The 21,906-nt window shown below is 34.7% G+C and carries 18 protein-coding genes; 5 read left to right on the plus strand and 13 right to left on the minus strand.

From position 1 onward, the window contains the following. Window positions 1-3: 3 nt before the first annotated feature. Together K8344_RS11385 and K8344_RS11390 are read left to right on the plus strand one after the other, a co-directional pair. A complete protein-coding gene (locus K8344_RS11385) occupies window positions 4-840 on the plus strand; it encodes an ABC transporter permease (protein WP_237608810.1) in 837 nt (278 codons plus the stop codon). Window positions 841-955: 115 nt separating this feature from the next. Next, complete coding sequence (locus tag K8344_RS11390; protein ID WP_237608811.1) at window positions 956-1,519, plus strand: hypothetical protein; 564 nt, start codon at window positions 956-958, stop codon at window positions 1,517-1,519. Window positions 1,520-1,607: 88 nt separating this feature from the next. On the opposite strand, the gene K8344_RS11395 is transcribed toward K8344_RS11390, so the two are convergent. Both K8344_RS11395 and K8344_RS11400 read right to left on the minus strand, forming a co-directional pair. Continuing rightward, window positions 1,608-3,341 carry a DUF2207 domain-containing protein gene (locus K8344_RS11395; RefSeq protein WP_237608812.1) on the minus strand — a complete coding sequence of 578 codons (1,734 nt, stop codon included), beginning with the start codon at window positions 3,339-3,341 and terminating at the stop codon, window positions 1,608-1,610. 26 nt (window positions 3,342-3,367) lie between these two features. Beyond that, window positions 3,368-3,928, minus strand: coding sequence for a LemA family protein (locus K8344_RS11400; protein WP_237608813.1), 561 nt, complete (start codon window positions 3,926-3,928; stop codon window positions 3,368-3,370). Between the two features lie 158 nt (window positions 3,929-4,086). Here K8344_RS11400 and K8344_RS11405 point away from each other — a divergent pair, with 158 nt between their 5' ends. Continuing rightward, the gene (locus tag K8344_RS11405; protein WP_237608814.1) at window positions 4,087-4,704 is read left to right on the plus strand and encodes an alpha-ketoglutarate-dependent dioxygenase AlkB family protein; all 618 of its coding nucleotides are present in this window, start codon (window positions 4,087-4,089) and stop codon (window positions 4,702-4,704) included. A gap of 91 nt (window positions 4,705-4,795) precedes the next feature. Continuing rightward, window positions 4,796-5,542 (plus strand): DUF6503 family protein, encoded by a 747-nt coding sequence (locus K8344_RS11410; RefSeq protein WP_237608815.1) that lies wholly within the window; start codon window positions 4,796-4,798, stop codon window positions 5,540-5,542. A 55-nt stretch (window positions 5,543-5,597) separates the two neighbouring features. Here the strand turns inward: K8344_RS11410 and K8344_RS11415 are convergent, their stop codons facing one another. The 11 genes from K8344_RS11415 to K8344_RS11465 all read right to left on the minus strand — a co-directional run bounded on the left by K8344_RS11415 (window position 5,598) and on the right by K8344_RS11465 (window position 20,461). Then, the gene (locus K8344_RS11415) at window positions 5,598-8,069 is read right to left on the minus strand and encodes a M14 metallopeptidase family protein (RefSeq protein WP_237608816.1); all 2,472 of its coding nucleotides are present in this window, start codon (window positions 8,067-8,069) and stop codon (window positions 5,598-5,600) included. Window positions 8,070-8,275: 206 nt separating this feature from the next. Then, on the minus strand, window positions 8,276-8,968 hold the full coding sequence (locus tag K8344_RS11420) for a toxin-antitoxin system YwqK family antitoxin (RefSeq protein WP_237608817.1): 693 nt from the start codon (window positions 8,966-8,968) through the stop codon (window positions 8,276-8,278). Window positions 8,969-9,107: 139 nt separating this feature from the next. After that, window positions 9,108-10,994, minus strand: coding sequence for a membrane protein insertase YidC (gene yidC, locus K8344_RS11425; RefSeq protein ID WP_237608818.1), 1,887 nt, complete (start codon window positions 10,992-10,994; stop codon window positions 9,108-9,110). Between the two features lie 180 nt (window positions 10,995-11,174). Further along, on the minus strand, window positions 11,175-12,794 hold the full coding sequence (locus K8344_RS11430) for a CTP synthase (RefSeq protein ID WP_237608819.1): 1,620 nt from the start codon (window positions 12,792-12,794) through the stop codon (window positions 11,175-11,177). 123 nt (window positions 12,795-12,917) lie between these two features. Then, complete coding sequence (locus tag K8344_RS11435) at window positions 12,918-13,565, minus strand: spermidine synthase (RefSeq protein ID WP_237608820.1); 648 nt, start codon at window positions 13,563-13,565, stop codon at window positions 12,918-12,920. 51 nt (window positions 13,566-13,616) lie between these two features. Then, a complete protein-coding gene (locus K8344_RS11440; protein WP_237608821.1) occupies window positions 13,617-13,847 on the minus strand; it encodes a DUF3820 family protein in 231 nt (76 codons plus the stop codon). Further along, the gene (locus K8344_RS11445) at window positions 13,831-14,367 is read right to left on the minus strand and encodes a DUF922 domain-containing protein (RefSeq protein WP_237608822.1); all 537 of its coding nucleotides are present in this window, start codon (window positions 14,365-14,367) and stop codon (window positions 13,831-13,833) included. Before K8344_RS11445 ends, K8344_RS11440 begins: the two co-directional genes overlap by 17 nt. A gap of 76 nt (window positions 14,368-14,443) precedes the next feature. Continuing rightward, a complete protein-coding gene (locus K8344_RS11450) occupies window positions 14,444-14,848 on the minus strand; it encodes an OsmC family protein (RefSeq protein WP_237608823.1) in 405 nt (134 codons plus the stop codon). Next, window positions 14,845-16,782, minus strand: coding sequence for a LysM peptidoglycan-binding domain-containing protein (locus K8344_RS11455; RefSeq protein WP_237608824.1), 1,938 nt, complete (start codon window positions 16,780-16,782; stop codon window positions 14,845-14,847). The genes K8344_RS11450 and K8344_RS11455 overlap by 4 nt, the downstream gene beginning before the upstream one ends. A gap of 75 nt (window positions 16,783-16,857) precedes the next feature. Beyond that, window positions 16,858-18,387 (minus strand): glutamine-hydrolyzing GMP synthase, encoded by a 1,530-nt coding sequence (guaA, locus tag K8344_RS11460; RefSeq protein WP_237608825.1) that lies wholly within the window; start codon window positions 18,385-18,387, stop codon window positions 16,858-16,860. Between the two features lie 175 nt (window positions 18,388-18,562). Then, window positions 18,563-20,461, minus strand: a complete 1,899-nt coding sequence (locus tag K8344_RS11465) for a S9 family peptidase (protein WP_237608826.1) — start codon at window positions 20,459-20,461, stop codon at window positions 18,563-18,565. Between the two features lie 128 nt (window positions 20,462-20,589). Here K8344_RS11465 and rimO point away from each other — a divergent pair, with 128 nt between their 5' ends. Then, a complete protein-coding gene (gene rimO / locus K8344_RS11470) occupies window positions 20,590-21,894 on the plus strand; it encodes a 30S ribosomal protein S12 methylthiotransferase RimO (RefSeq protein ID WP_237608827.1) in 1,305 nt (434 codons plus the stop codon). Window positions 21,895-21,906 lie beyond the last annotated feature (12 nt).

The raw sequence follows: 21,906 nt of genomic DNA on the forward strand, positions 1-21,906 counted from the left end.
CAGATGCTACGATTATTAAAAATAGAACTTTTTAAACTGAAACATAGCCGATCTGTAAAAGTTATTTCGAGTATTTATTTTATACTAATCACTTTTATTGCCCTTATTGCTTCTATAGAATTCAATTTTGGAAATATTCACTTTAGAGTAGCAGATCAAGGAATTTTCAACTTTCCTTTTATTTGGCATTTTAACACATATGTTGCTGCTATTTTAAAACTCTTCTTAGCAATTGTTATTGTTTCCCTGATGAGTAATGAATACACTTATCGCACTCTTAAGCAAAACCTGATTGACGGCCTTAGCAAAAAAGAGTTTGTACTTTCTAAGTTTCTTACGGTGCTTTTGTTTGCAAGCATTTCCACCATATTCATATTTATAGTAACATTAACCCTAGGTTTAAGTTTTTCCGATTACAATGAAATAGGAATAATTTTTAGCGATTTGGAATACATAGCAGCGTATTTTATAAAACTCGTTGCCTTTTTCTCGTTTTGTTTATTTTTAGGGGTATTGGTAAAGCGTTCAGCCTTTGCGCTTGGCTTCTTAATTGTTTGGCAAGTAATTGAATGGTTACTCTACGGTTTAATGAAATGGCAGTTCTTTAGAGACACTGAAATTGCAGATAAAGTAGCTTTGTTTTTTCCTTTAAATGCGATGGCAAACCTAATAAAAGAACCGTTTAGCCGCTTAGGAGTTATACAAACCGCCGCAAACCAGTTAGGGGAAAATTTTACAAAGGATTATGCGGTTGGTTGGTTAAATATTCTAATTGTAGTGGTATGGACTTTTTTATTCGTTTATTGGTCGTACGCTGTACTCAAGAGAAGAGATTTATAATTTCTAAATCCATGCTTATGCTTTTGATTTAGCATAGGGGATTAGTTTAATTCGATATTAATTTACATTTTGTATAAAAGTTGATATCTTGTCGTTTCCTTTAAAACTTCTTATTATGAAAAAGTTACTCCTTTTGTTGATGCTATTTCCCCTACATCTCTTTGCTCAAGAAGCTCCTGCATCCGAACAATTTTGGAACAATCTAAAATCGCATTGCGGGAAAGCTTATGAGGGAGAAATTACAGCTGGCGGCAAGGAAGGTGATGGTTTTATGGGTGAAAAACTTGTTATGCATGTAAGAAGTTGTGAAAAAAATATCATTCGTGTTCCGTTTTTTGTAGGGGAAAATAGATCTAGAACTTGGGTATTGACCTTACAAGATGACAATCGCATCCTTTTAAAGCATGACCATCGTCACGAAGATGGAACTGAAGAAGATGTTACTCAATACGGAGGGTTAAGCTCTAATACTGGTTTACCTAATATCCAGATTTTTCCTGCAGACCAACATACAAGCAATATGCTTCCTTTAGCATCTACTAATGTATGGTGGTTTACCCTTGATGATACTTCTATGACCTACAATTTACGTAGAATTGGAAGCGACAGAGTGTTTACAGTAAAATTCGATTTAACTACTGAAGTTGAAACTCCTGCAGCACCTTGGGGGTACAGGTGAGATTTGAGATGCTAGATGTGAGGTTTGAGATGCTAGATGCTAGAATCTAGATGAAATTTAATGTATTTATGAATAAATAAGAAAAGACTTACCAGCTTCCACCGCCACCGCCGCCAAAACCGCCACCTGAAGATCCGCCTCCAGACGAACTGCTTGATGGGGAACTAACCATGGTAGATTTGGTAGACTGTATGGTATCGGAAAATGATTTGGAAAAATTATTTATTGTCACCACGCCTCCTGTTGAAGAATACCAAGTAGGAGGTTGTATATCGAGTGCTTCAAACTTCTTAACCCAATTGCTTAACAAACCAAAAGCTAGCGCATAGCTCATCGTAGATTCAAAGTAGTTGGGGCTATCTTTTAATAGCATTTTTAGTTTATTCTCTTCTGCTATTATAATGAATTGTTTAAACCCTTTTAATTCAGATAAAACCTGAGTTCCTTTAGCGTTTTTCTTTACCAAGTGTACTGTCATATAAAGAAGGAAGATAAAAACAGGTACAAGTGTAATTACAGCAATAAACCCCCAAAATATTAAAAAAACAACGAGTAAAATAAAATTTATTAGTAGCAACCCCACTATTGCTCCAATTTGAACTTTATTGGCTTTGGGATCGTAATATACCTGAGCTTGTTTTTTTAATAATCTCTTTGCTTTATCCATTTTGGTGTAGAAGGAATTTTTCAAACTACTTATTAAAACACTTTTTTCACCAGAATTATGTTCGCTACCGAAAATTCCATTAAAAAGTTCTATTTCATAGGGTGGAGCACCTTCTGGTAGGGGTCTTAAACGTGTAATTTTAGTATCACTCTTTCCAAACCAATTTTTTTTAGGAATTTCCTTTATGGCTATTATCCCACGTTCGCCCCAATATGGTAATAAAGCAATTAGATCTTCAGTATCACCTTTATCATCTATTAAATACCCTGCCATAGCTGGATCTATGCCACTTGGAGGAAAATAACTTGTAGTCGCAATCACCTTATCATCCTTCCCGTACTTATTCCAAACTAAATAAAAAACAAAGATTAAAGCTCCCAAAATAATAATCCAACCATAGTCTGACCAAAACGGCCAAAAGGGTTTTATTTCTTTTATAGAACTAGCTGGAAGTTTAACAAGTGCCGTTACACTCTCTCCGGTTGCAGAATTAAAGTCTCTAGTACTTTTAGCTAGAAATACTCCATCGACATAATTAACTTCAAAATAAGGTGAAGCTGCAGTTTCACCTCGCTCACCTGAATACACATAAAAATTGTCTAAATCTAAATGGATGCTTTCAGGAATATGAATAGTAAAATCTAATTTTTTAAAAGGAGCCAACCAATTGTCTGGTTTGATATTCCAATAGAAATGAGTGTTTTCTTCTTCATAGAGAAAAGCATTGTAAACCCTATATTTAATTTCGTAGTGCTCCGGACCGATTATAGTTTTATCCTTGTTCCCAATTTTAATTTCAAAATCATTGCTTACTTTTCGTGCTAAAAATGGAGTAGTTGAATACTTATGTTTTGAAACATCTAATTTTTTAATCTCAATTTTGCGTTTTTCATTCGTTCCTTCTTCCGTTTTAATATCGTATTGAGTTTGTATAGTACGATATATCCCGTATTTGGGAGCCGTAAAAGTAATGTCGTAATTTTCTACAACATCAAAATACCCCTCTTCACTTATATAAATATCAACCTTTGCATAATCAACAGTAAAATTCTGAGAAGAAGCTTTTAGGAAAAAGAATATTCCACAAATCAATAAAACCAGTTCTTTGTTGAACCAGCAACTAACCTTGTATTTTATGAAATAATTGAAGAGCATTTTAATTGCATACGTTTAATTACTTTTTAATTAAAGCTCACGTTCACATTTTTGCGTTCGGCTTCATCAGCTTCAAAGTAATCGAAATGCTTATACCCAAACATTCCAGCAAATAAAACACCAGGCATACTTTCGCCATAGGTGTTATTTTCACGCACCGTACCGTTGTAATACCTTCTGCTGCGTTCGAGATTTACCTCAATTTCATTTAACTTTTGCTGCAGGTCTAAAAAGTTTTGATTAGCTTTTAAATCTGGATATGCCTCACCTAATGCGAAAATACTGCGTAACGATTGTTGTAACTGACTTTCTGCTTTTATCTGGCCACTTATATCGTCGGAAGGAACAGACATAGCAGCATTACGCGCATTAATCACATTTTCTAATGTGGTTTTTTCGTGAGCTGCATACCCTTTTACAGTTTCAATAAGATTCGGAATTAGATCATAGCGACGCTTTAAAGCGACATCAATATTACTCCAAGCATCTTTCACTAAGTTTTTGTTTTTTACAAAGCGATTAAAAACAATAACAAGCAAAATCGCAATCACTACTATTACTCCGAAAATAAAAAGCATAATATTCATAATTGATTAGGTTTTAATTTGATAGTCCATTGGTTATTAAAAGTAATGAATTCAATTTAAAACTTTCACACATTTTTTTTATAACTAAATACTACGTTTAATATAAACTCGATTCGTTGGGAGTTGTTATTTTTATCATTCCTTAAAAAAGATTTCCCTTGGAACAATTTAATTTATTTTCTCAAAAATCAAATTCAGAAAAGAACTTACTTCCGAGAGATGGCGAGGTTAATTATTTCGGAAAAATATTTTCTGAAGACTTGGCAAATCGTTATTTCGAAATTCTTCTAAATTCTATTTCTTGGAAAAATGATGAAGCATTCATCTTTGGAAAAAAAATTATTACAAAACGAAAGGTAGCTTGGTACGGTGATAAGGAATTTAAATACACCTATTCAAAAACTACAAAAAAAGCGCTTCCATGGACACCAGAATTACTTGAGCTTAAAAACTATATTGAAAAGAAAAGTGGAGAAACTTATAACAGCTGCTTACTTAACTTATACCACACTGGTGCAGAAGGAATGGCTTGGCATAGTGATGATGAAAAAGATTTAAAAAAGAATGGAGCCATTGCCTCTGTTAGTTTTGGTGCAACGCGAAAATTCGCTTTTAAGTATAGAGAAACCAAAGACACAATTTCTGTAATCTTAGAACACGGTAGCTTATTAGTGATGAAAGGTGAAACTCAAACCTATTGGTTACATCGATTACCGCCAACTAAAAAAGTAAACTCAGCAAGAATCAATCTGACGTTTAGAACTATTGTAGATTAATATTTAAAGTTTTACAACTACAACATTTGCGTATAGATGAATTTATTGATTAGAATAATTCATTTGTATCTTTGAGGAAAAAACATAAACTATGAGACTCCTTCCACTAATTGGATTTCTTTTTCTTTTTATTTCCTGCAAGCAAGAAGAAAAAAAACTTACAGCGCAGCAGATTATTGACAAAACAATTGAAACTGCAGGAGGGGATAAGTACGACAAGGCCAAAATTGAATTCACCTTTCGTAAAAATAAATACACTAGCGAAAGAAAAAACGGTCTTTACAAATTAACCCGAACAATAAACGATTCATTAGGAGAAACCTATGATGTGCTTACCAATAGTAGTTTTGAGCGACAAGTAGATGGTGTAAAGATAAACTTGCCCGACTCACTATCGAATCTTTATGCAAACTCGGTGAATTCTGTACATTATTTTGTGCAACTACCTTACGGTTTGAATGATGAAGCCGTAAATAAAAAATTGGTTGGAGAGGCTGAGATTAAAGGCAAAAAATACTACGAAATTGAAGTGACGTTTGCACAAGAAGGCGGTGGCGTAGATCACGAAGATATTTATATGTATTGGATAAATAAAGATGATTTTACTACTGACTATCTCGCCTATAAATTCTACACTGGAAAAGGTGGTATTCGTTTTAGAGAAGCATTCAACCCCAGTGTTGTAAAGGGAATACGTTTTGTTAATTACAAAAACTATAAAGCTGAACCTTGGGAAAATGTTGATATGAAATCGCTTGATGAGCTCTTTACTGAAGGAAAATTAGCCTTAGTTTCAGAAATAATTACAGAAGGTATTTCAGTCGATATTATAGAATAAAAAAACTCGGTCTTTAAAAGTAAAGACCGAGTTCTATTTATACTATTCGGGTGTTTTATTTCACAAAGAATACTGCATTGGCTAGAAACAATTTTCCATTCTGCCAAAACGAACGGAAGGAAACATCGTCAACCATATAAACTACACTACCGCTACCCTTCTTTGCCTGAGCAAAAACAATTGAGTTTTTAAGCGAGGCTTTTGCGCGTTCACCAGTAAATCCAGAAACACTTTCAGCGTCTCCTTCAATATAACCTACATTATAGCCATCCTCTAAAAACTTATAAGACTTATTACCCAATTTCATACTGTAATACGTATCATCATACCCAAAAGCCAAAGGGTGAGTGTTGTCTAACTTCACTTTAAATATACTTCCAGTGATCATATCCTTGGTACTTTCCATCTCACGTTCAGCATAAGGTATTAAGTTTTTATCGGAAACTTCATCTTCTTTTTCCTCATCGTTTTCAGAAGCATTTTTGGTTAAATCAAAACCTTTTTTACCTTCAAAAACAGCTACAGCATTTCCTATAGCTATTAAATTACCGCCTTGGTTAACCCAATCTTCAAGTATTTTAAAGTTATCATCGTTAAAAATTGAGTTGTAATTTCCTTCAGGTAATATTAAAACATCGTACTCACTCCACTTAACCTTTCCTACACTTTTTGTATTTATTGATGTGATAGGATATTTTAACTGCGTTTCAAAAAAGTGCCATAGCGCTCCGTAATTTAATGAAGAGGTCCCAGCACCCTGAAGAATTGCAACTTTTTTATTCTTAATTAAATTCACATACTGTGATCCAAAATCTGTTAACTCATCGGCATAGCTAGTTGGAGAAGCATAAAGCTCTCGCTCCATTTTATTTGCTATTTCGATAAGTTTTGTATCGAAATCTGAATTGGTTTTATTGTCACTTCTTGTAATAATTAAACTTCCTCGACCAAAGCTTTTACCATTAAAGCGAAGTTCTTTTTCTGAAAAACGCACTTTTATATTATTCTTTAATAATTCAGCAAGAAATGAAGCGTCTTGTAAACTATTCCACTTCGCGATATAACCAGCGGCATTAGGAGAAGCAATATTCGAAACTGATGATTTCTTCGCTGTACTATTAGCAGTAACCAAACTATTACTTGCAACACCATCTAAGCCAAAAGCATAAGGCAAGCTCCATGCTGTAATATCGTAAGTAATTGGAGTTGATAGTGCTGTTGTAGGTTCAAAAAGCACTTGCACCATCTTTCCTTTTGGTTGATTTGTACTAACTACTAAAGCATCTTTAGCATCAATAGTCGCATTTTTGGATGTTGAATATCTAAAACCTTTCGCTTTACCGCCATCTGCAAATCCGTATTTAATATCGTGACGATCCAACATCTCGGTTAGACTTTTGATTTTATCTGCATTTCCTTTTAGAACAAAACTCTTGAATTTTAGATTTTCATTTTGAAAAAATGTTCTGAATTCTGAATTAAGAGTTTTTGCTTGTTTTGAAGCAACTTCAATGGTTGAAAGTCCTGTTGTGGTATGATGAGCAACACGATCTACAAGTGTAAGTTCAATATCTTCATCGTTCATAATACCCAACCCAGCCATACCGTGACCAGCTTGCTCATAAGTCATCCCAATGGCTCCCATATACATTGGGTAAGTATCGCCATAACTTGGGTACAATAAGTCGAAACTCTCACGGGTGAAATATAACCATCCGTTTTCATCAAAATACTTTGCGTTGTTCTTTCCTATCTGATGTTGAAAATCGCGTTGCCAAGGAGTAATTATTTCGTGATACGGCTCTGCTCCTGGCGCAAAATAATAAGGGTTGTTTATAAACTGTTCGTGAAAATCTACGTGTATATGCGGCATCCACTGGTTGTATATTTTTAAGCGTTGTTGTGTTTCTACCTGACTTGCCCACATCCAATCGCGATTTAAATCGAATAAATAATGGTTTGGTCGTCCACTTGGCCAAGGCTCTTTATGCTCTGTAGCGTCTTGCGAAGTGTTATAAGGTTTAGCTTGCACTTGATTGTACCAATTTACATATCTATCTCGCCCATCTGGATTAACACCAGGATCCATAATTATAACAGTATTTTGAAGATAATCTTGGTGTTCTGTCAGTAATTTATAGATTGTATTCATTGCTGCTTCACTACTACTCGCTTCATTTCCGTGTACATTGTAACTTAACCAAACAATAGCTTTCTCAGGGTTTGCCTTTCCAGAAATAATTCCAGCATTTTTTAAATTATCAGTGCGAATCTTTTCAATGTTTTTAAGGTTCTCTTCAGAAGAAATAATGGCATAGGTCAATCTTCTACGTTCGTTTGTAATACCATAATCGGAATATTGAACAAGCGCACTGTTTTCAGCAACGTGTTCGAAATAGGCAACTACTTCGGCGTGTCGCGAAAATTGAGTACCAATTTCATACCCCAAAAACTCGGCAGGTGATTTTAACTGCGCGAAAATAAAAACAGGAAAAATTAAAAATAAAATAGTGAGAAAACGATTCATTCTGAAGGAGTTTAAAATAATTGATAAAGCTAAAGAAACAATTTGAAATAATGTTATTGATTTTAGGGCAAAGACAAGGCTTAACCCTATTAGCAGCTAAAATTTAAATATCGCTAAGCTTCAATAATTGATAGCTAATTAATTAATGGTAAATGATTGAGATTGGGTTCTTGTAACAAATTAATAAGTACATAGAAAACTATAATTTACTCTCTATTTTTCTTTGGATAGGTTTCCTCTAAAACAACTTGTCCATCCTTGTAATATTTCCAAAGACCATGCTTTTTACCGTGTTTGTAGTGCCCTTCAATTACAACATTTCCATAGGCATCGTAGTAAAAAACCTGTCCGTGAATTTGGTCATTAGTATGAGGAAGTTTTTTAAGAAGCACCCCTTCCACGGAGTAATAATTGTCTTCTCCGTCCTTTTTTCCGTGCTTATAATCGGTTTCCTGGGTTATTTTTCCATTTGGGTAATAGGTTATAACTTTTCCGTGAAGTTCGTCGTTAAGGTAGTTTTCTCGAGACATAATTACCTTCGATTTTTGGTGATAGTAAATCCATTCCCCTATTCGCTCTTTACCCTCCATTTTACCTTCACTTACAAGTTTGCCTTTTTTAGTGAAATACTTGACATCAGCAATATTATCACTCTTGTTAAAAGTTTTAATTATGGTAGGCTGATTTTGGCAGTCTTTACAATAGAATTTGAATTCTCCAACCTCCTTTCCGTGTTCAAACTTACCCTCATATCGCAATTGTTCCGTTCCGGGATATGTCTTTTTCCAAATTCCATGACGTTTACCATCTGCATCCATTTGGTTTATATCATTTTGAGAAAAACCTGCTACAGATGAGATAAAAATTCCAAAGAATAGTAAGGCATTAAGTGTTTTCATAGTGTTTGAAATATTTCAATAAAGATAACGAAGAAGCTTTAATTCTATTTTACTAATAAATGTGAATTGAAAAAGGGTTTCTAGATATGCTGAATAATCAGCCTACAAAGAAACCCTTCTTTACTAAGTTTAGAAAATATTATCGTTTTCCAGCTCGCTTTTGTTCTTCAGCCTGCTCCATCATTTCAGCCATTTTACGCTGAAATTTATTTTGCTTTTTTGGTTGCGCTTTTTTCACCTGAATTTTAGCGTGAATCTTTTCTTCATCAATAATAAAATTTTTGATTACAAGCATAATCCCAATAGTAATAAGGTTTGAAACAAAATAGTACAGAGATAAACCACTTGCGTAATTGTTAAAGAAAATCAACATAAACAACGGTGATAGGTACATTATGAATTTCATATTAGGCATTCCCGGTTGCTGCTGTTGCTGCATTGTCTGTCCTGTTGTCATCATCATATAAATGAAGATAGCAATAGAAGCTAATATTGGAAATAAACTTACGTGATCCCCATAAAATGGAATATGAAATGGCAATTCTAAAATTGTATCATAGCTCGAAAGGTCGTCTGCCCATAAGAAACTTTTCTGTCTCAAATCGAATGCCGACGGGAAAAAGGTAAATAAGGCATAGAATACAGGAATTTGCAATAAAGCTGGTAAACAACCCTTAAGCGGACTGGCGCCTGCGGAAGTTTGTAACTTCATAGTTTCCTGTTGAATTTTTAACTTATTGTCCTTGTACTTCTCTTTAATTGCATCCATTTCAGGTTTTAAAACCTTCATTTTAGCCTGTGCCAGATATTGTTTGTACTGAACTGGAGAAAGCAACAATTTAATTAAAATAGTTAGGACAATAATTGCAATCCCAGCAGGTAAAAAGTCTGATAGTAATCCAAATAATGGAATAATAACATACTTATTAATAAACCCGAATATTCCCCAACCTAGCGGCATTGCCTCGTCTAAGTTACGACCGTACTCTTTAAAAATTTTATAATCTGAAGGACCGTAATACATATTCATAGTATGGGCCAGCTTTCCACCTTTAGGTTCAATAAGCATTTTAGCTCCGTACTGTTTTGTAAATACAGTATCTATTTCTTCATCTTTTACTAAATCTACAGATGTAAGTTTTACCTCTTTAAATGGAGTATCGGTAAGTAGCATCGAACTAAAGAAATGTTGACGGAAATTCATCCAGGTAACATCTTTTTCTAATTCTTCATCATCCCCAGATGGAGATAATTTTGAGTGCTTTTCGCCGTCGTATTCGTAGGTTAAACGAGAATATCTGTTTTCGTACGAGATACTTTTTGCGTGACGATATCCTTTTAACCTCCAGTCTAAATACATAGGCTGAGATGTATTTAATACACCATCTAAACCTTGACTATTAATACTGAAGTCAAGCATATACTCACCTGGCTTCAAGGTATAGCGATATTCCAAGAATCCATTTTGTGAAGTTTTTAGCTTCATAGAAAGGACTTTATCTTCGCCATTTTCACTTAAGGTAGGCTCGAAGTATAAATCTGCTGTGTTTAAATTTCTATTTTCAGCTGTAAACTGAAGATTTAATGAAGCGTTACCATCTTTAATAAGATAGATTGGAACAGAATCAAATTTGGTAAAATTCTTTAATCTAGCTTCCGAAATATACCCCCCTTTATTACTCACTTTAAGGTAAAGTACATCATTTTCAAACACTGTAGTTTCATCGGTTGCAGAAGGCAATGTGCCAGAATAAGCAAAAGAACCTAGTTTGTTTTTCAATTGCTCATAAGCTAATGAATCACTTGCAGAGCCTAACTTCATTGAATCTGAAATAGCTCCAGTTAATGTTGTGTCTAGTGGTCCTTTTTCTGATGAAATAGCCACACTTGCTGCAGCTTCAGTTTTTGCTTGTTCAGCTTGTAATTCTTCCTCGGTTGGTTTATTCATATAAAGCATCCAAATAAGGATACCTCCAATCAATAAAAAACCTACGAGTGAGTTAACGTCAAATTTCTTTTCTTCCATACTAAGTCGCGGACATGTACCGCAATCGTTTTAATGCATTCCGAATTTATAATTCGAAAGTTTTAGTTTAATTTAATCGTTTTGTTTCGTTGTTATCTTCGTTATTAACTTAGACTTAAACTTATAAGATAGCTAGGTAAACAATAATCCCGCCTTTTATTAACCTTACGCCAAATTGTCTTAGTTATTTTTTTCTGAATGCTCGTGCATTGCTTTTACGAAAGCCACGAAAAGCGGATGCGGGTTGGCAACCGTACTTTTATATTCAGGATGGTATTGAACACCAATAAACCAAGGGTGACTTGGAATTTCTACAATCTCTACCAAATCGGTATTTGGATTACTACCTGTAGCAATCATACCTGCTGCTTCTAAATTTTCTCTATACGTACTGTTAAACTCGTATCTATGGCGGTGACGCTCTTCAATAGAATTTGAACTATATATTTTATTCGCTAAGCTACCTTCTTTTAAATCGCACTTCCAAGAACCTAAACGCATAGTTCCTCCCATATCCTCTAAGTTCTTTTGATCCTCCATAATACTAATTACAGGGTCTTGAGCTTTCGGATTCATTTCGGTACTATTTGCATCCTTTAACTTCAATACATTTCTAGCAAACTCGATAACCGCCATTTGCATTCCTAAGCAAATACCTAAGAATGGTAAGTTGTTTTCACGGGCATATTGTACAGCAGCAACCTTTCCTTCAACTCCTCGTTCCCCAAATCCTGGTGCAACAAGAACTCCATCAAGTTTAGAAAGTTTATTCCCAATTGTTTTTGCGTTGATATGTTCTGAATGTATGAAATCTACATTTACTTTCACTTCATTTTCAGCACCTGCGTGAATAAAAGCTTCTAAAATAGATTTGTAGCTGTCTTGTAATTCAACGTATTTACCAATTAAACCAACTCTAACCTCAGCTTTCGGGTTTTTATGTCTTTGCAAAAAGTTATTCCAACTTTTCAAGTCTGGTTCATTAGAATCTACAAGGTTTAATTTTTTAAGAGTAACCTTATCTAAGCCTTCTTCAAACATTAAGTTTGGAACATCATAAATTGTAGAAGCATCTATAGATTGAATTACAGCTTCTTGTTTTACATTGCAGAAAAGAGCTAGTTTTCTTCTTAAATCAAAAGAAAGTTCGTGTTCTGTTCTACAAACTAAAATATCTGCACGGATACCACTTTCCATTAAGGTTTTAACCGAATGTTGTGTTGGCTTGGTTTTTAGTTCACCTGCAGCAGCAAGAAAAGGAACAAAGGTTAAATGTATTACTAGGGCGTTATCATCTCCCATTTCCCATTTCATCTGACGAACAGCTTCTATGTATGGTAAAGATTCAATATCCCCCACAGTTCCACCAATTTCAGTAATAACGATATCGTAATCGCCTGTTTTACCTAAAAGTTGGATACGCTCTTTAATTTCGTTTGTGATATGTGGAATTACTTGAACCGTTTTTCCTAGGAATTCACCACGGCGCTCCTTTTGGATTACGCTTTGGTAAATACGTCCCGTTGTAACATTATTTGCTTGAGAAGTTGTTACGTTTAAGAAACGCTCGTAATGTCCTAAATCTAAATCAGTTTCAGCACCATCATCTGTAACATAACATTCGCCATGCTCGTAAGGATTTAAAGTTCCTGGATCTACGTTAATGTAAGGATCTAGTTTTTGAATAGTTACACGGTAGCCTCTAGCTTGCAAAAGTTTAGCTAGCGACGCTGCGATTATTCCTTTTCCTAATGATGATGAAACCCCGCCCGTAACGAAGATGTATTTTGTAGTGCTCATGGATGCCTCTGCTGAAATGATTATACGGGATGCAAAGGTACATTTTTATTGTGGAAAGGAAAGGTTTAAATTTCAAAAATGAAACACTCTATTTTGAAAATAAATTTCCGTTAATTGTCAGAATTAAGATATTTTTTTTCCAATTAATAAATGATTTGTTCCGTTTACCTTTTTAAGTGAATAAAACTTGAAGTTAATTCCGAAATTATCAATAATTGAGGAAGCTATTTCTGTATCCTTATCTAAGTTAACTCCTATATTAAAAATCAACTCTCCATTAATACTGATGAGTTTCGAAACATTTTCACAAAATTCCCTTTTGAAAAATTTTGAAGGCACAGTAGTGTCTATAAAAAGATCGATTATAATTAGCTGAAATTTGACTTCAGAATTTTGGACATACTCAAAAGCATCTTGTTGTACAATCTGAAGATTTTCTGAAGCTGATATTCCAAATTCATCCTTAGCTAGTTTTATTATTTCTGGATCAATCTCAACAGCAATAATGTTATTTTTGTATTCAAAAGTTTCACGAAGTGATTTAATGATACTTCCACCGCCTAATCCTAAAAGCAATAAGTTTTCAACCGACTTTAGATTTACTTTAGTCAAACCTATTTCTAATATTTTTTGAAGTGACCCGTAAGAATAATTTGCATTTTCTGTATCTAAAACTCTCTTACCATTGACATAAGATATTTCTAAAGTACCATTAAATTCAGAAGGAATTTTTTTAGTAACTGGCCAGATGTAGCTTAAAATCTTTTTCATTATACATTTTAGTTATTACCACTTTATCTATCGCCAAAAAGATACAGATTTTCACTTTTTAATAAGCTTTTTCACTAAGCCTTCTAGTCCGTTGAGTTTAAGCTCGTACATTTCGGCCATCATTCTACCAAGTTTCCCCTCTGGGAATCCCTTTTGTTTAAACCATACAAAGTAATATTCAGGAACATTCACCAAATAATACCCCTCATATTTTCCGAAAGCCATTTTATAGTTAGCAAGTTCAATTAAGTGATTAGGGTCTGGGCTATTTCCAATGTTCATATTCGGCGAGCAGTTGGGCGATATATTTTCGCCAGTATAATTCTTGTTTTTCGTTTCGAGAGTGATCAGTTTCGGCGTCAAATCTCGTTTGCATTGCCCTTCTTTTCTGTTCGACTTCTCTGTAAATTTTTTCAATTTCAGATTGCACCCTCTTTGAGAATTGCTTTCCTTCTAAATTCTTTTTAAGCATTCGAGCATGAACTTCTGATATGTCAAAATGAAGCTGTTCGTGTTTTAGAATATGATCATTTACTTTTTCAGGAATATACCAAGAATTATTGGGCTCGAAAAAGCTTGATACCGAATAGTCAACACTAACTTTATTATTCTTGATGGAATATGAATACTGAAAGCTTATTCCCGAATTGGTGGTTGCAACAAAACTTGCACTACGTATAGGTTTTCCGCGAAAGTCATTCCAACTAAGCTTATAACTTTCACTCCACGTAATTTTTTCAGAATTGTTCTGAGGGTGTGGGTGTGTTACCAAGAAAATTAAGAATGCAAATAAAAGTTTCATAATAAGTTGAAGTCAATAATATCGTCGAAATTAAAAATAACTGACTCACAACTGATAATGAAAGCAAATTGCTTATTTACCCCCAATTATAATCAATTACTTTTTCAATATCAGGGTGAAGACTCTGTATAACAGGGCAAGTATTCCCTGTATTTTCTAATATTTTTCTCGATTTCTCATCAATACCAGCAGGAAAGTCTAGGACTATTTCAATTTTAGAAATGCGACGCGGGTTTGCAGCCATAGTTTTTGTTACCATTGCTGTTGTTCCATCCATATTTACATTGAGATCTCTCGCCTTAATCCCCATTACGGTTATCATACAATTAGCAAGCCCTGTAGCCACAGTATCTGTAGGCGAAAACGCTTCTCCCTTTCCGTTATTATCGGTTGGAGCGTCGGTGATGTATGTGTTTTTCGACTTTAGGTGTTCGTTCTCTGTACGAAGATTTCCTAAATATGTTACTTTAGAAGTACTCATTCTACTACTTCAAATTTCAGTTCGTTATTATATTTTAGAATATAAGCCGCTTCATTGCAATACCCTTCAGTATCAGACTTATTATATCGAAACTTATTCTCAATATACACTGTTTGATTTTCAGGTAATACAGCATCGTAAATATCGTTTTCTGAAGCCATACGCAACAATACGTCGTAAGTTACATCAAAACCTCTAATGGCGTATCTATTCGGTAACACCCCGTATTTATTTTTATAACTTACTAAAAAAGAATTGCGTTCGTCCTCATCAATTTTTTTGTTTACAGAAGGAAATGTAAAATCTAATTTTGCTAAACGTCTACTCGATACTTCGTGCCATTCGTAAGCGTCATTTTTATCGAAAGTAAATAAGCGAAGTTTATAGCTTGGAGACATTCCAGCCAGCACATTTACAGCACTACTAATTAATACAGGGTTTTCCGATTCAAGAACAACCCAATTTTCCATACCGCTATTAACCACAGCAGAAATATCACTAGCGGCTACATATCCTCCACCTCTTGGCGCTACAGATTTTACGGATGGAATTGCCGATAGTAGCATTTCTTTCTGTTTAGCTCTTTTTGAATCTGAAATTATTATAATATTTCTACCTGATGAATGCTTTACCAAATATTGAATCATAGTTTTTTCAAGAATTGAATTGGTAGGTATGGTTTGAAAAAGGTTCTTATTCATAGCCATATCTCTATTGCTTAAAGGAGAAAAAACCGGAATTTTATCTCTCTGAAGCATATCTGAAGCTTTTTCAACATTCTTCTGTAGTAAAGGACCAATTACGGCATCTACATCTTTAAAGTTTCCATTTGAAATAATAGATGCAACTTTACGTTCACTTCTTTCCGTATCGTAAACGTTTAGTGTAACAGGAATGCCTTTATCCTTTGCAAACTCAGCAGCCATTAATGCTCCGCTATAAAAGTCTAAAGATACACGAAGCGTAGGATCTCTTTTAATTAAATCGCTATCGCCTTCAGTTGAATCGTCTGGACTTCCAGGTAAACGAAATGGCAACATAAGCGCTACCGTCTTCATTCTCTTGTTGTCTATTCGGTCTTCAAGATTAATATCAGTGTAAACATCAGAAGATTGGTAATCTGCTTCTTTAGGCAATTTAAGAATCATTCCTTCTTTTAATCCATCTTTTGCGTACGGATTTAAAGCAACAATTTCATCTCGAGAAAGACCAAATTTCACTTTCAATCTATAAAAACCTTCTTTTGGTAACACCTCGTAATACTGAAATTTTTCATCGTCTATTTCAGCATCTTCCATTACAGTGTCTTCAGGAACAATAATTATTGAACCTTTCTTTAAACCATCGCCCAACTCTGGATTTAGTGCATCTAATTCCGCAATACTAATCCCGAATTTTCTCGCAATTCCAAACTTAGTTTCCTTAGCTTGAACTTTATACTCTTGTGTGCCAGATGGTAATTTATCATCAGGTTCTTTGGTAGTTACCTCAGTACTTTTTGAAGCCGCTGGAATAAGTATTCTTTCACCGTTTCTTAAGCCCCTAGAATACAACTCCTTATTTAACCTTTTGATATCATCAACACTAACATTGTATTTTTGAGCTATGCCGTATAAGGTTTCTTTTCTTTTAACCCTATGCTCGCGGTAGTTGTTTTTTTCTGTTCCCGAACTAATAATTTCATTAGAAGGAATAATCAAGATACTATTTGTCTTTAGTCCATTTCTAGATTCAGGGTTCAAATTGTAAATTGTTTCTTCAGAAATATTATATGCGTCTGCAATACTTGATACAGTTTCACCCTTTTTAACAGCGTGACTCTTGTATTGTTGTTGAGCTGCAGATCCACAACTAACCATAAATAACAACGTAACTGAAACGTATATTAAACACTTCAACATAGGGATAATCGAATTTTTAAGTTTGTCAAACATAGTCTCAATTTCAGTTAAAATTAAACATGATTTAGAGGTTAAATCAATTTCAGCAAAAAAGAAACTTTACAGAAATTATTCCCACTCTATTGTTGCAGGCGGTTTAGAGCTGATATCATAGACTACTCTATTAACGCCTTTAACGCGATTTATTATATGATTACTTACTTCTTGCAAAAATTCATAAGGTAAATTTACCCAATCTGCAGTCATCCCATCGGTAGACTCAACCGCTCTAAGGGCTACTACTTTCTCATAAGTTCTCTCGTCTCCCATTACCCCTACACTATTTACAGGTAATAGAATTGCTCCAGCTTGCCATACCTTATCGTATAAGTCCCACTTTTTCAATCCATTTATAAAAATAGCATCAACCTCTTGTAATATACGAACTTTTTCGGCTGTAATATCTCCTAAAATTCGAATTGCTAAACCTGGTCCAGGAAAAGGGTGTCTTCCTAATAACTCAGGGTCGATTCCCATTTCTTTTCCTACACGTCTTACCTCATCTTTAAAAAGCATACGTAGTGGCTCTACGATTTTTAATTTCATAAAATCTGGTAAACCTCCTACATTGTGATGACTTTTAATGGTTACCGATGGTCCGTTTACAGAAACACTTTCAATAACATCTGGGTAGATAGTTCCTTGACCTAACCAATCCACGCCAGTTAATTGATGTGCCTCATCATCAAACACTTCAATAAAGGCATTACCAATAGCTTTACGTTTCTTTTCAGGGTCGCTTACATCTTTCAAAGCTTTCAAAAATCGTTCTGATGCATCTACACCTTTTACGTTCAGCCCCATATCCTTATATTGGTCTAAAACGCTTTCAAATTCATTTTTACGAAGCAACCCGTTATTTACGAATATACAGTATAGATTTTTACCAATTGCCTTATTAAGAAGAATAGCAGCAACAGTAGAATCTACTCCACCACTTAACCCTAATACAACTTTTCCATCTCCTATTTGCTCTTTTAAAGTCGCAACAGTAGTTTCAACAAAAGCAGCTGGTGTCCAAGTTTGAGGTACCTCAGCAATATTCACTAAAAAGTTCTCTAACAATTGTTTACCGTGCGTTGAATGGTATACTTCAGGATGAAATTGAATTGCGTAGGTTTCTTCGCCCTCAATTCTATAGGCAGCGTTTAAAACATCTACAGTACTCGCTAAACGTACTCCGTTTTCAGGAAGTTTCGCAATTGTATCGCTATGACTCATCCAAACATTAGTGTTTTCAGGAATGTCTTTAAAGAAAACTTCGCCATCTTTAATCATAGACAACTTCGCTCTCCCGTATTCACGTAAGTTTGATGGTTCTACACTTCCGCCATTAAAATGTGCTAAATACTGTGCACCATAACAAACCGCTAAAAGTGGCTTTTGACCTTTAATTTTTGAAAGATCCGGATGTGGAGCATCTTCAGCACGAACAGAAAATGGACTTCCAGAAAGAATTACAGCCTTATAAGGATCTAGGTTTTCTGGAACTTTATTGTAAGGGTGGATTTCGCAGTAAATATTCAGCTCTCTAACGCGTCTAGCGATTAATTGAGTGTACTGCGATCCAAAATCTAAAATGAGGACATTATTTTGCATAGGCAAAAATACTGTAAATTGTTAATTTGGTTAAACTGATGTGAGTAATTTTTTAATGTATTTTCAACAAAAGTAAAATTGTTGATGTACTATTTTTTTAATATCATTTAAAAAATCACGAACACACGAGTTTTTATTATCCTTCGTGCATTCGTGACATTTCATTTAGCATAAATTAAAGTGTTTCTTTCAACCAACCAAAGAATTCTCTTTGCCATACCAATGCATTTTGTGGCTGAAGCACCCAATGGTTCTCTTCTGGGAAATAAAGAAGCTTACTTTTTATATTTTGTAATTGCGCCGCTTGGAATGCTTGCAATCCTTGCTCAATAGGGACACGGTAGTCTTTCCCACCTTGTACAATTAAAATTGGAGTATCCCATTTATCCACATAGTTAATTGGGTTGAACTCATTGTATGTTTTCTGTGCTACTTCATTTTCTTTCTCCCAATAAGCACCACCCATATCGTGGTTTACGAAGAACAACTCTTCAGTGGTACCATACATTGATCGATTGTCGAAAACACCGTCATGGGCAATAAAAGATTTGAAACGACCATCGTGATTTCCAGCAAGCCAGAAAACTGAATAGCCACCAAAACTTGCACCAACAGCACCAAGTCTATCATTATCTACATAAGGCTCTTTAGCAATAGCATCAATGGCATCTAGGTAGTCTTGCATTGCACCACCACCCCAGTCGCCGCTAATTGCCTCATTCCATTCTACACCGTGACCTGGCATTCCTCTTCTGTTTGGAGCTACTACAATATAACCTTGCGAAGCCATTAATTGAAAATTCCAACGGAATGAGTAAAATTGAGATAAAGGAGACTGTGGACCGCCCTGAGCATAAAGCAATGTTGGATATTTTTTTGTTTTATCGAAGTTTGGAGGTAAAACCACCCATACCAACATTTGTTTACCATCTTTAGTAGTTACCATTCTCTTTTCAACTGATGGTAAATCCATATTTCCGTAAAACTCTGTATTAACTTGTGTAAGTTGTTTAAAAGTTTTTTTCTTTAAATCGAAAGAAAAAATCTCTGTAGCGTGGTTCATATCGGTACGTGTAACGATTAATTGACCATTATTTTCTGCTACTATTCCCGTTACATCAAATTGACCTTGTGAAAGCTGCTCTACAACAGGCATTTTTCTAGATCTCCCCGGATAATCTACTTTAAAAAGCTGTCTTGTACCATTCACAGGAGCTGTAAAGTAAATGTCTGTATTGTTGTTTGCCCATATAAAGTTAGCAACAGTTCCATCCCATTGTGCTGTAAGGTTTTGTTTCACACCATCTTTAAGCACTATAATATCGTTTTTATCTGCTTCATAGCCCGGAGTTTTCATTTGTAACCAAGCTAAAGCACCATCTTTCGAAAATGCAGGGTTTGTATCGTACCCTTTATTTTCTTCAGTAATATTTTCAGTTTTTTTACTGGCCAGGTTGTACTTATAGATATCAGTATTAGTACTTACTGCATATTCTGTACCTGCAACTTTTTTACTTACGTAATAGATATTTTCTCCTTTTGGACCCCAAACATAATCTTCATCACCTCCAAATGGAGCTTGTGGGGTGTAATATGGCTGGCCAGGTGTAATATCGGTTTCAGCACCAGTTTCTACATCTTTATAAAAAACGTGATTAAAACTTCCGTCGTTGAATTTATCCCAATGACGGTAATCTAATGACGTAAACACATACGCATCACTTTTTGGTAAATCGTTGTAAATATCTTTTCCAGTAATGTCGTTAATATGAACTGCTTTGTGCATTAAAAGGTATTTGCCATTTGGAGATAGGTCTTTATCTGCCACTTTAGCTTCTTCCTTAGTAACTTCTGCAAAATTGCCACCAGTTACTTTCATAGCATAGAATTTTGAGTCGAAGCTATTTTCTTCCATATTGGGAGTTGTAACTTTATAAAAAAGCACTTCTCCATTGTCAGAAATTCCAATCGGGCTTACTTTTTTTACTTGCCACAGTAGCTCAGGCGTCATTGTTTTTTGAGCGAACATGATGCCAGCAGTAAGAAATGCTAGCAGGAACATTATTTTTTTCATTTCAAAAGTTTTTAAAAATGCAAAGTTACTTAAAAAATCTATGTGGGTTGCACTAGATATAGATAGTAATGAATGTTCTAATTTTTCGTGGTATCTTTGCACACTTTTTAAATTAAGAAATAACAGAAATGCGCACGAAATCCCTAAAGAAAAATAAAATTAATGTAGTAACATTAGGTTGCTCTAAGAATGTATATGACAGTGAGGTACTTATGGGCCAACTGCGTGCTAGTAATAAAGAGGTAGTACACGAGGAAGAAGGAAACATTGTGGTAATTAACACCTGCGGCTTTATTAATAACGCCAAAGAAGAAAGCATAAATACTATTCTTGAATACGTTCAGAAAAAAGAAGAAGGTGTTGTAGATAAGGTTTTTGTTACAGGATGTCTTTCTGAAAGATATAAACCAGACCTTCAAAAAGAAATTCCGAATGTGGATGAATATTTTGGTACAACCGAACTTCCAGGTTTATTAAAAGCCTTAGGTGCAGACTATAAACACGAATTGATTGGTGAAAGAATTACAACCACACCAAAGAATTATGCCTATTTTAAAATTGCTGAAGGGTGCGACCGTCCATGCTCTTTTTGTGCGATTCCGATTATGCGTGGAAAGCATAGAAGTACTCCAATGGAGGAATTGGTTGTTGAAGCTGAAAAGCTAGCAGCGAAAGGTGTTAAAGAGCTTATTTTAATAGCACAAGATTTAACTTATTACGGTTTAGATTTATACAAAAAAAGAAATCTTGCAGAATTACTTCAAAAGCTTGCAAAAGTTGAAGGGATTGAATGGATTCGATTGCATTACGCCTTCCCTACAGGTTTCCCTATGGATGTGTTAGAAGTGATGCGTAATGAACCTAAGATATGTAATTATATAGATATTCCATTACAACATATTTCAGATTCAATTTTGAAATCGATGCGTCGAGGAACTACTAAAGCAAAAACAACCAAGTTATTGGAAGACTTTAGAGCTGCCGTTCCTGAAATGGCGATTAGAACTACACTAATTGTTGGATATCCAGGTGAAACCGAAGAAGATTTCCAAACGTTAAAAGAATGGGTAAAAGAAATGCGTTTTGAGCGTTTGGGTTGTTTTACATATTCTCACGAAGAAAATACTCACGCTTACAATCTGGAAGACGACGTTCCAGAAGATGTAAAAATGGATCGTGCCAACCAAATTATGGAAATTCAATCTCAAATATCTTGGGAGCTAAATCAGCAAAAAATAGGTAAAGAATTTCGCGTGGTAATCGATAGAAAGGAAGGTGGATACTTTGTAGGGCGAACTGAATTTGACAGTCCAGATGTTGACAACGAAGTATTGATTAATGCAGAAGATGAATATTTAAGAACAGGAGAATTTTTTAATGTAAAAATTACCGCTGCCGAAGACTTCGATTTGTATGCTGAAGTTGTTGGATAACATTTTATACAT

Source organism: Aequorivita xiaoshiensis (assembly GCF_022008395.1).
GTDB classification, from domain to species: domain Bacteria; phylum Bacteroidota; class Bacteroidia; order Flavobacteriales; family Flavobacteriaceae; genus Aequorivita; species Aequorivita xiaoshiensis.

What these genes read in the sequence shown, in the direction of transcription:
- K8344_RS11465 (WP_237608826.1), bottom strand. Translation starts at nt 20,461, where the DNA reads ATGAAAAAAATAATGTTCCTGCTAGCATTTCTTACTGCTGGCATCATG.
- K8344_RS11455 (WP_237608824.1), bottom strand. Translation starts at nt 16,782, where the DNA reads ATGTTTGACAAACTTAAAAATTCGATTATCCCTATGTTGAAGTGTTTA.
- K8344_RS11385 (WP_237608810.1), top strand. Translation starts at nt 4, where the DNA reads ATGCTACGATTATTAAAAATAGAACTTTTTAAACTGAAACATAGCCGA.
- guaA (WP_237608825.1), bottom strand. Translation starts at nt 18,387, where the DNA reads ATGCAAAATAATGTCCTCATTTTAGATTTTGGATCGCAGTACACTCAA.
- K8344_RS11440 (WP_237608821.1), bottom strand. Translation starts at nt 13,847, where the DNA reads ATGAACATTGGAAATAGCCCAGACCCTAATCACTTAATTGAACTTGCT.
- K8344_RS11400 (WP_237608813.1), bottom strand. Translation starts at nt 3,928, where the DNA reads ATGAATATTATGCTTTTTATTTTCGGAGTAATAGTAGTGATTGCGATT.
- K8344_RS11415 (WP_237608816.1), bottom strand. Translation starts at nt 8,069, where the DNA reads ATGAATCGTTTTCTCACTATTTTATTTTTAATTTTTCCTGTTTTTATT.
- K8344_RS11450 (WP_237608823.1), bottom strand. Translation starts at nt 14,848, where the DNA reads ATGAGTACTTCTAAAGTAACATATTTAGGAAATCTTCGTACAGAGAAC.
- K8344_RS11390 (WP_237608811.1), top strand. Translation starts at nt 956, where the DNA reads ATGAAAAAGTTACTCCTTTTGTTGATGCTATTTCCCCTACATCTCTTT.
- yidC (WP_237608818.1), bottom strand. Translation starts at nt 10,994, where the DNA reads ATGGAAGAAAAGAAATTTGACGTTAACTCACTCGTAGGTTTTTTATTG.
- K8344_RS11395 (WP_237608812.1), bottom strand. Translation starts at nt 3,341, where the DNA reads ATGCTCTTCAATTATTTCATAAAATACAAGGTTAGTTGCTGGTTCAAC.
- K8344_RS11445 (WP_237608822.1), bottom strand. Translation starts at nt 14,367, where the DNA reads ATGAAACTTTTATTTGCATTCTTAATTTTCTTGGTAACACACCCACAC.
- K8344_RS11430 (WP_237608819.1), bottom strand. Translation starts at nt 12,794, where the DNA reads ATGAGCACTACAAAATACATCTTCGTTACGGGCGGGGTTTCATCATCA.
- K8344_RS11435 (WP_237608820.1), bottom strand. Translation starts at nt 13,565, where the DNA reads ATGAAAAAGATTTTAAGCTACATCTGGCCAGTTACTAAAAAAATTCCT.
- K8344_RS11420 (WP_237608817.1), bottom strand. Translation starts at nt 8,968, where the DNA reads ATGAAAACACTTAATGCCTTACTATTCTTTGGAATTTTTATCTCATCT.
- K8344_RS11410 (WP_237608815.1), top strand. Translation starts at nt 4,796, where the DNA reads ATGAGACTCCTTCCACTAATTGGATTTCTTTTTCTTTTTATTTCCTGC.
- rimO (WP_237608827.1), top strand. Translation starts at nt 20,590, where the DNA reads ATGCGCACGAAATCCCTAAAGAAAAATAAAATTAATGTAGTAACATTA.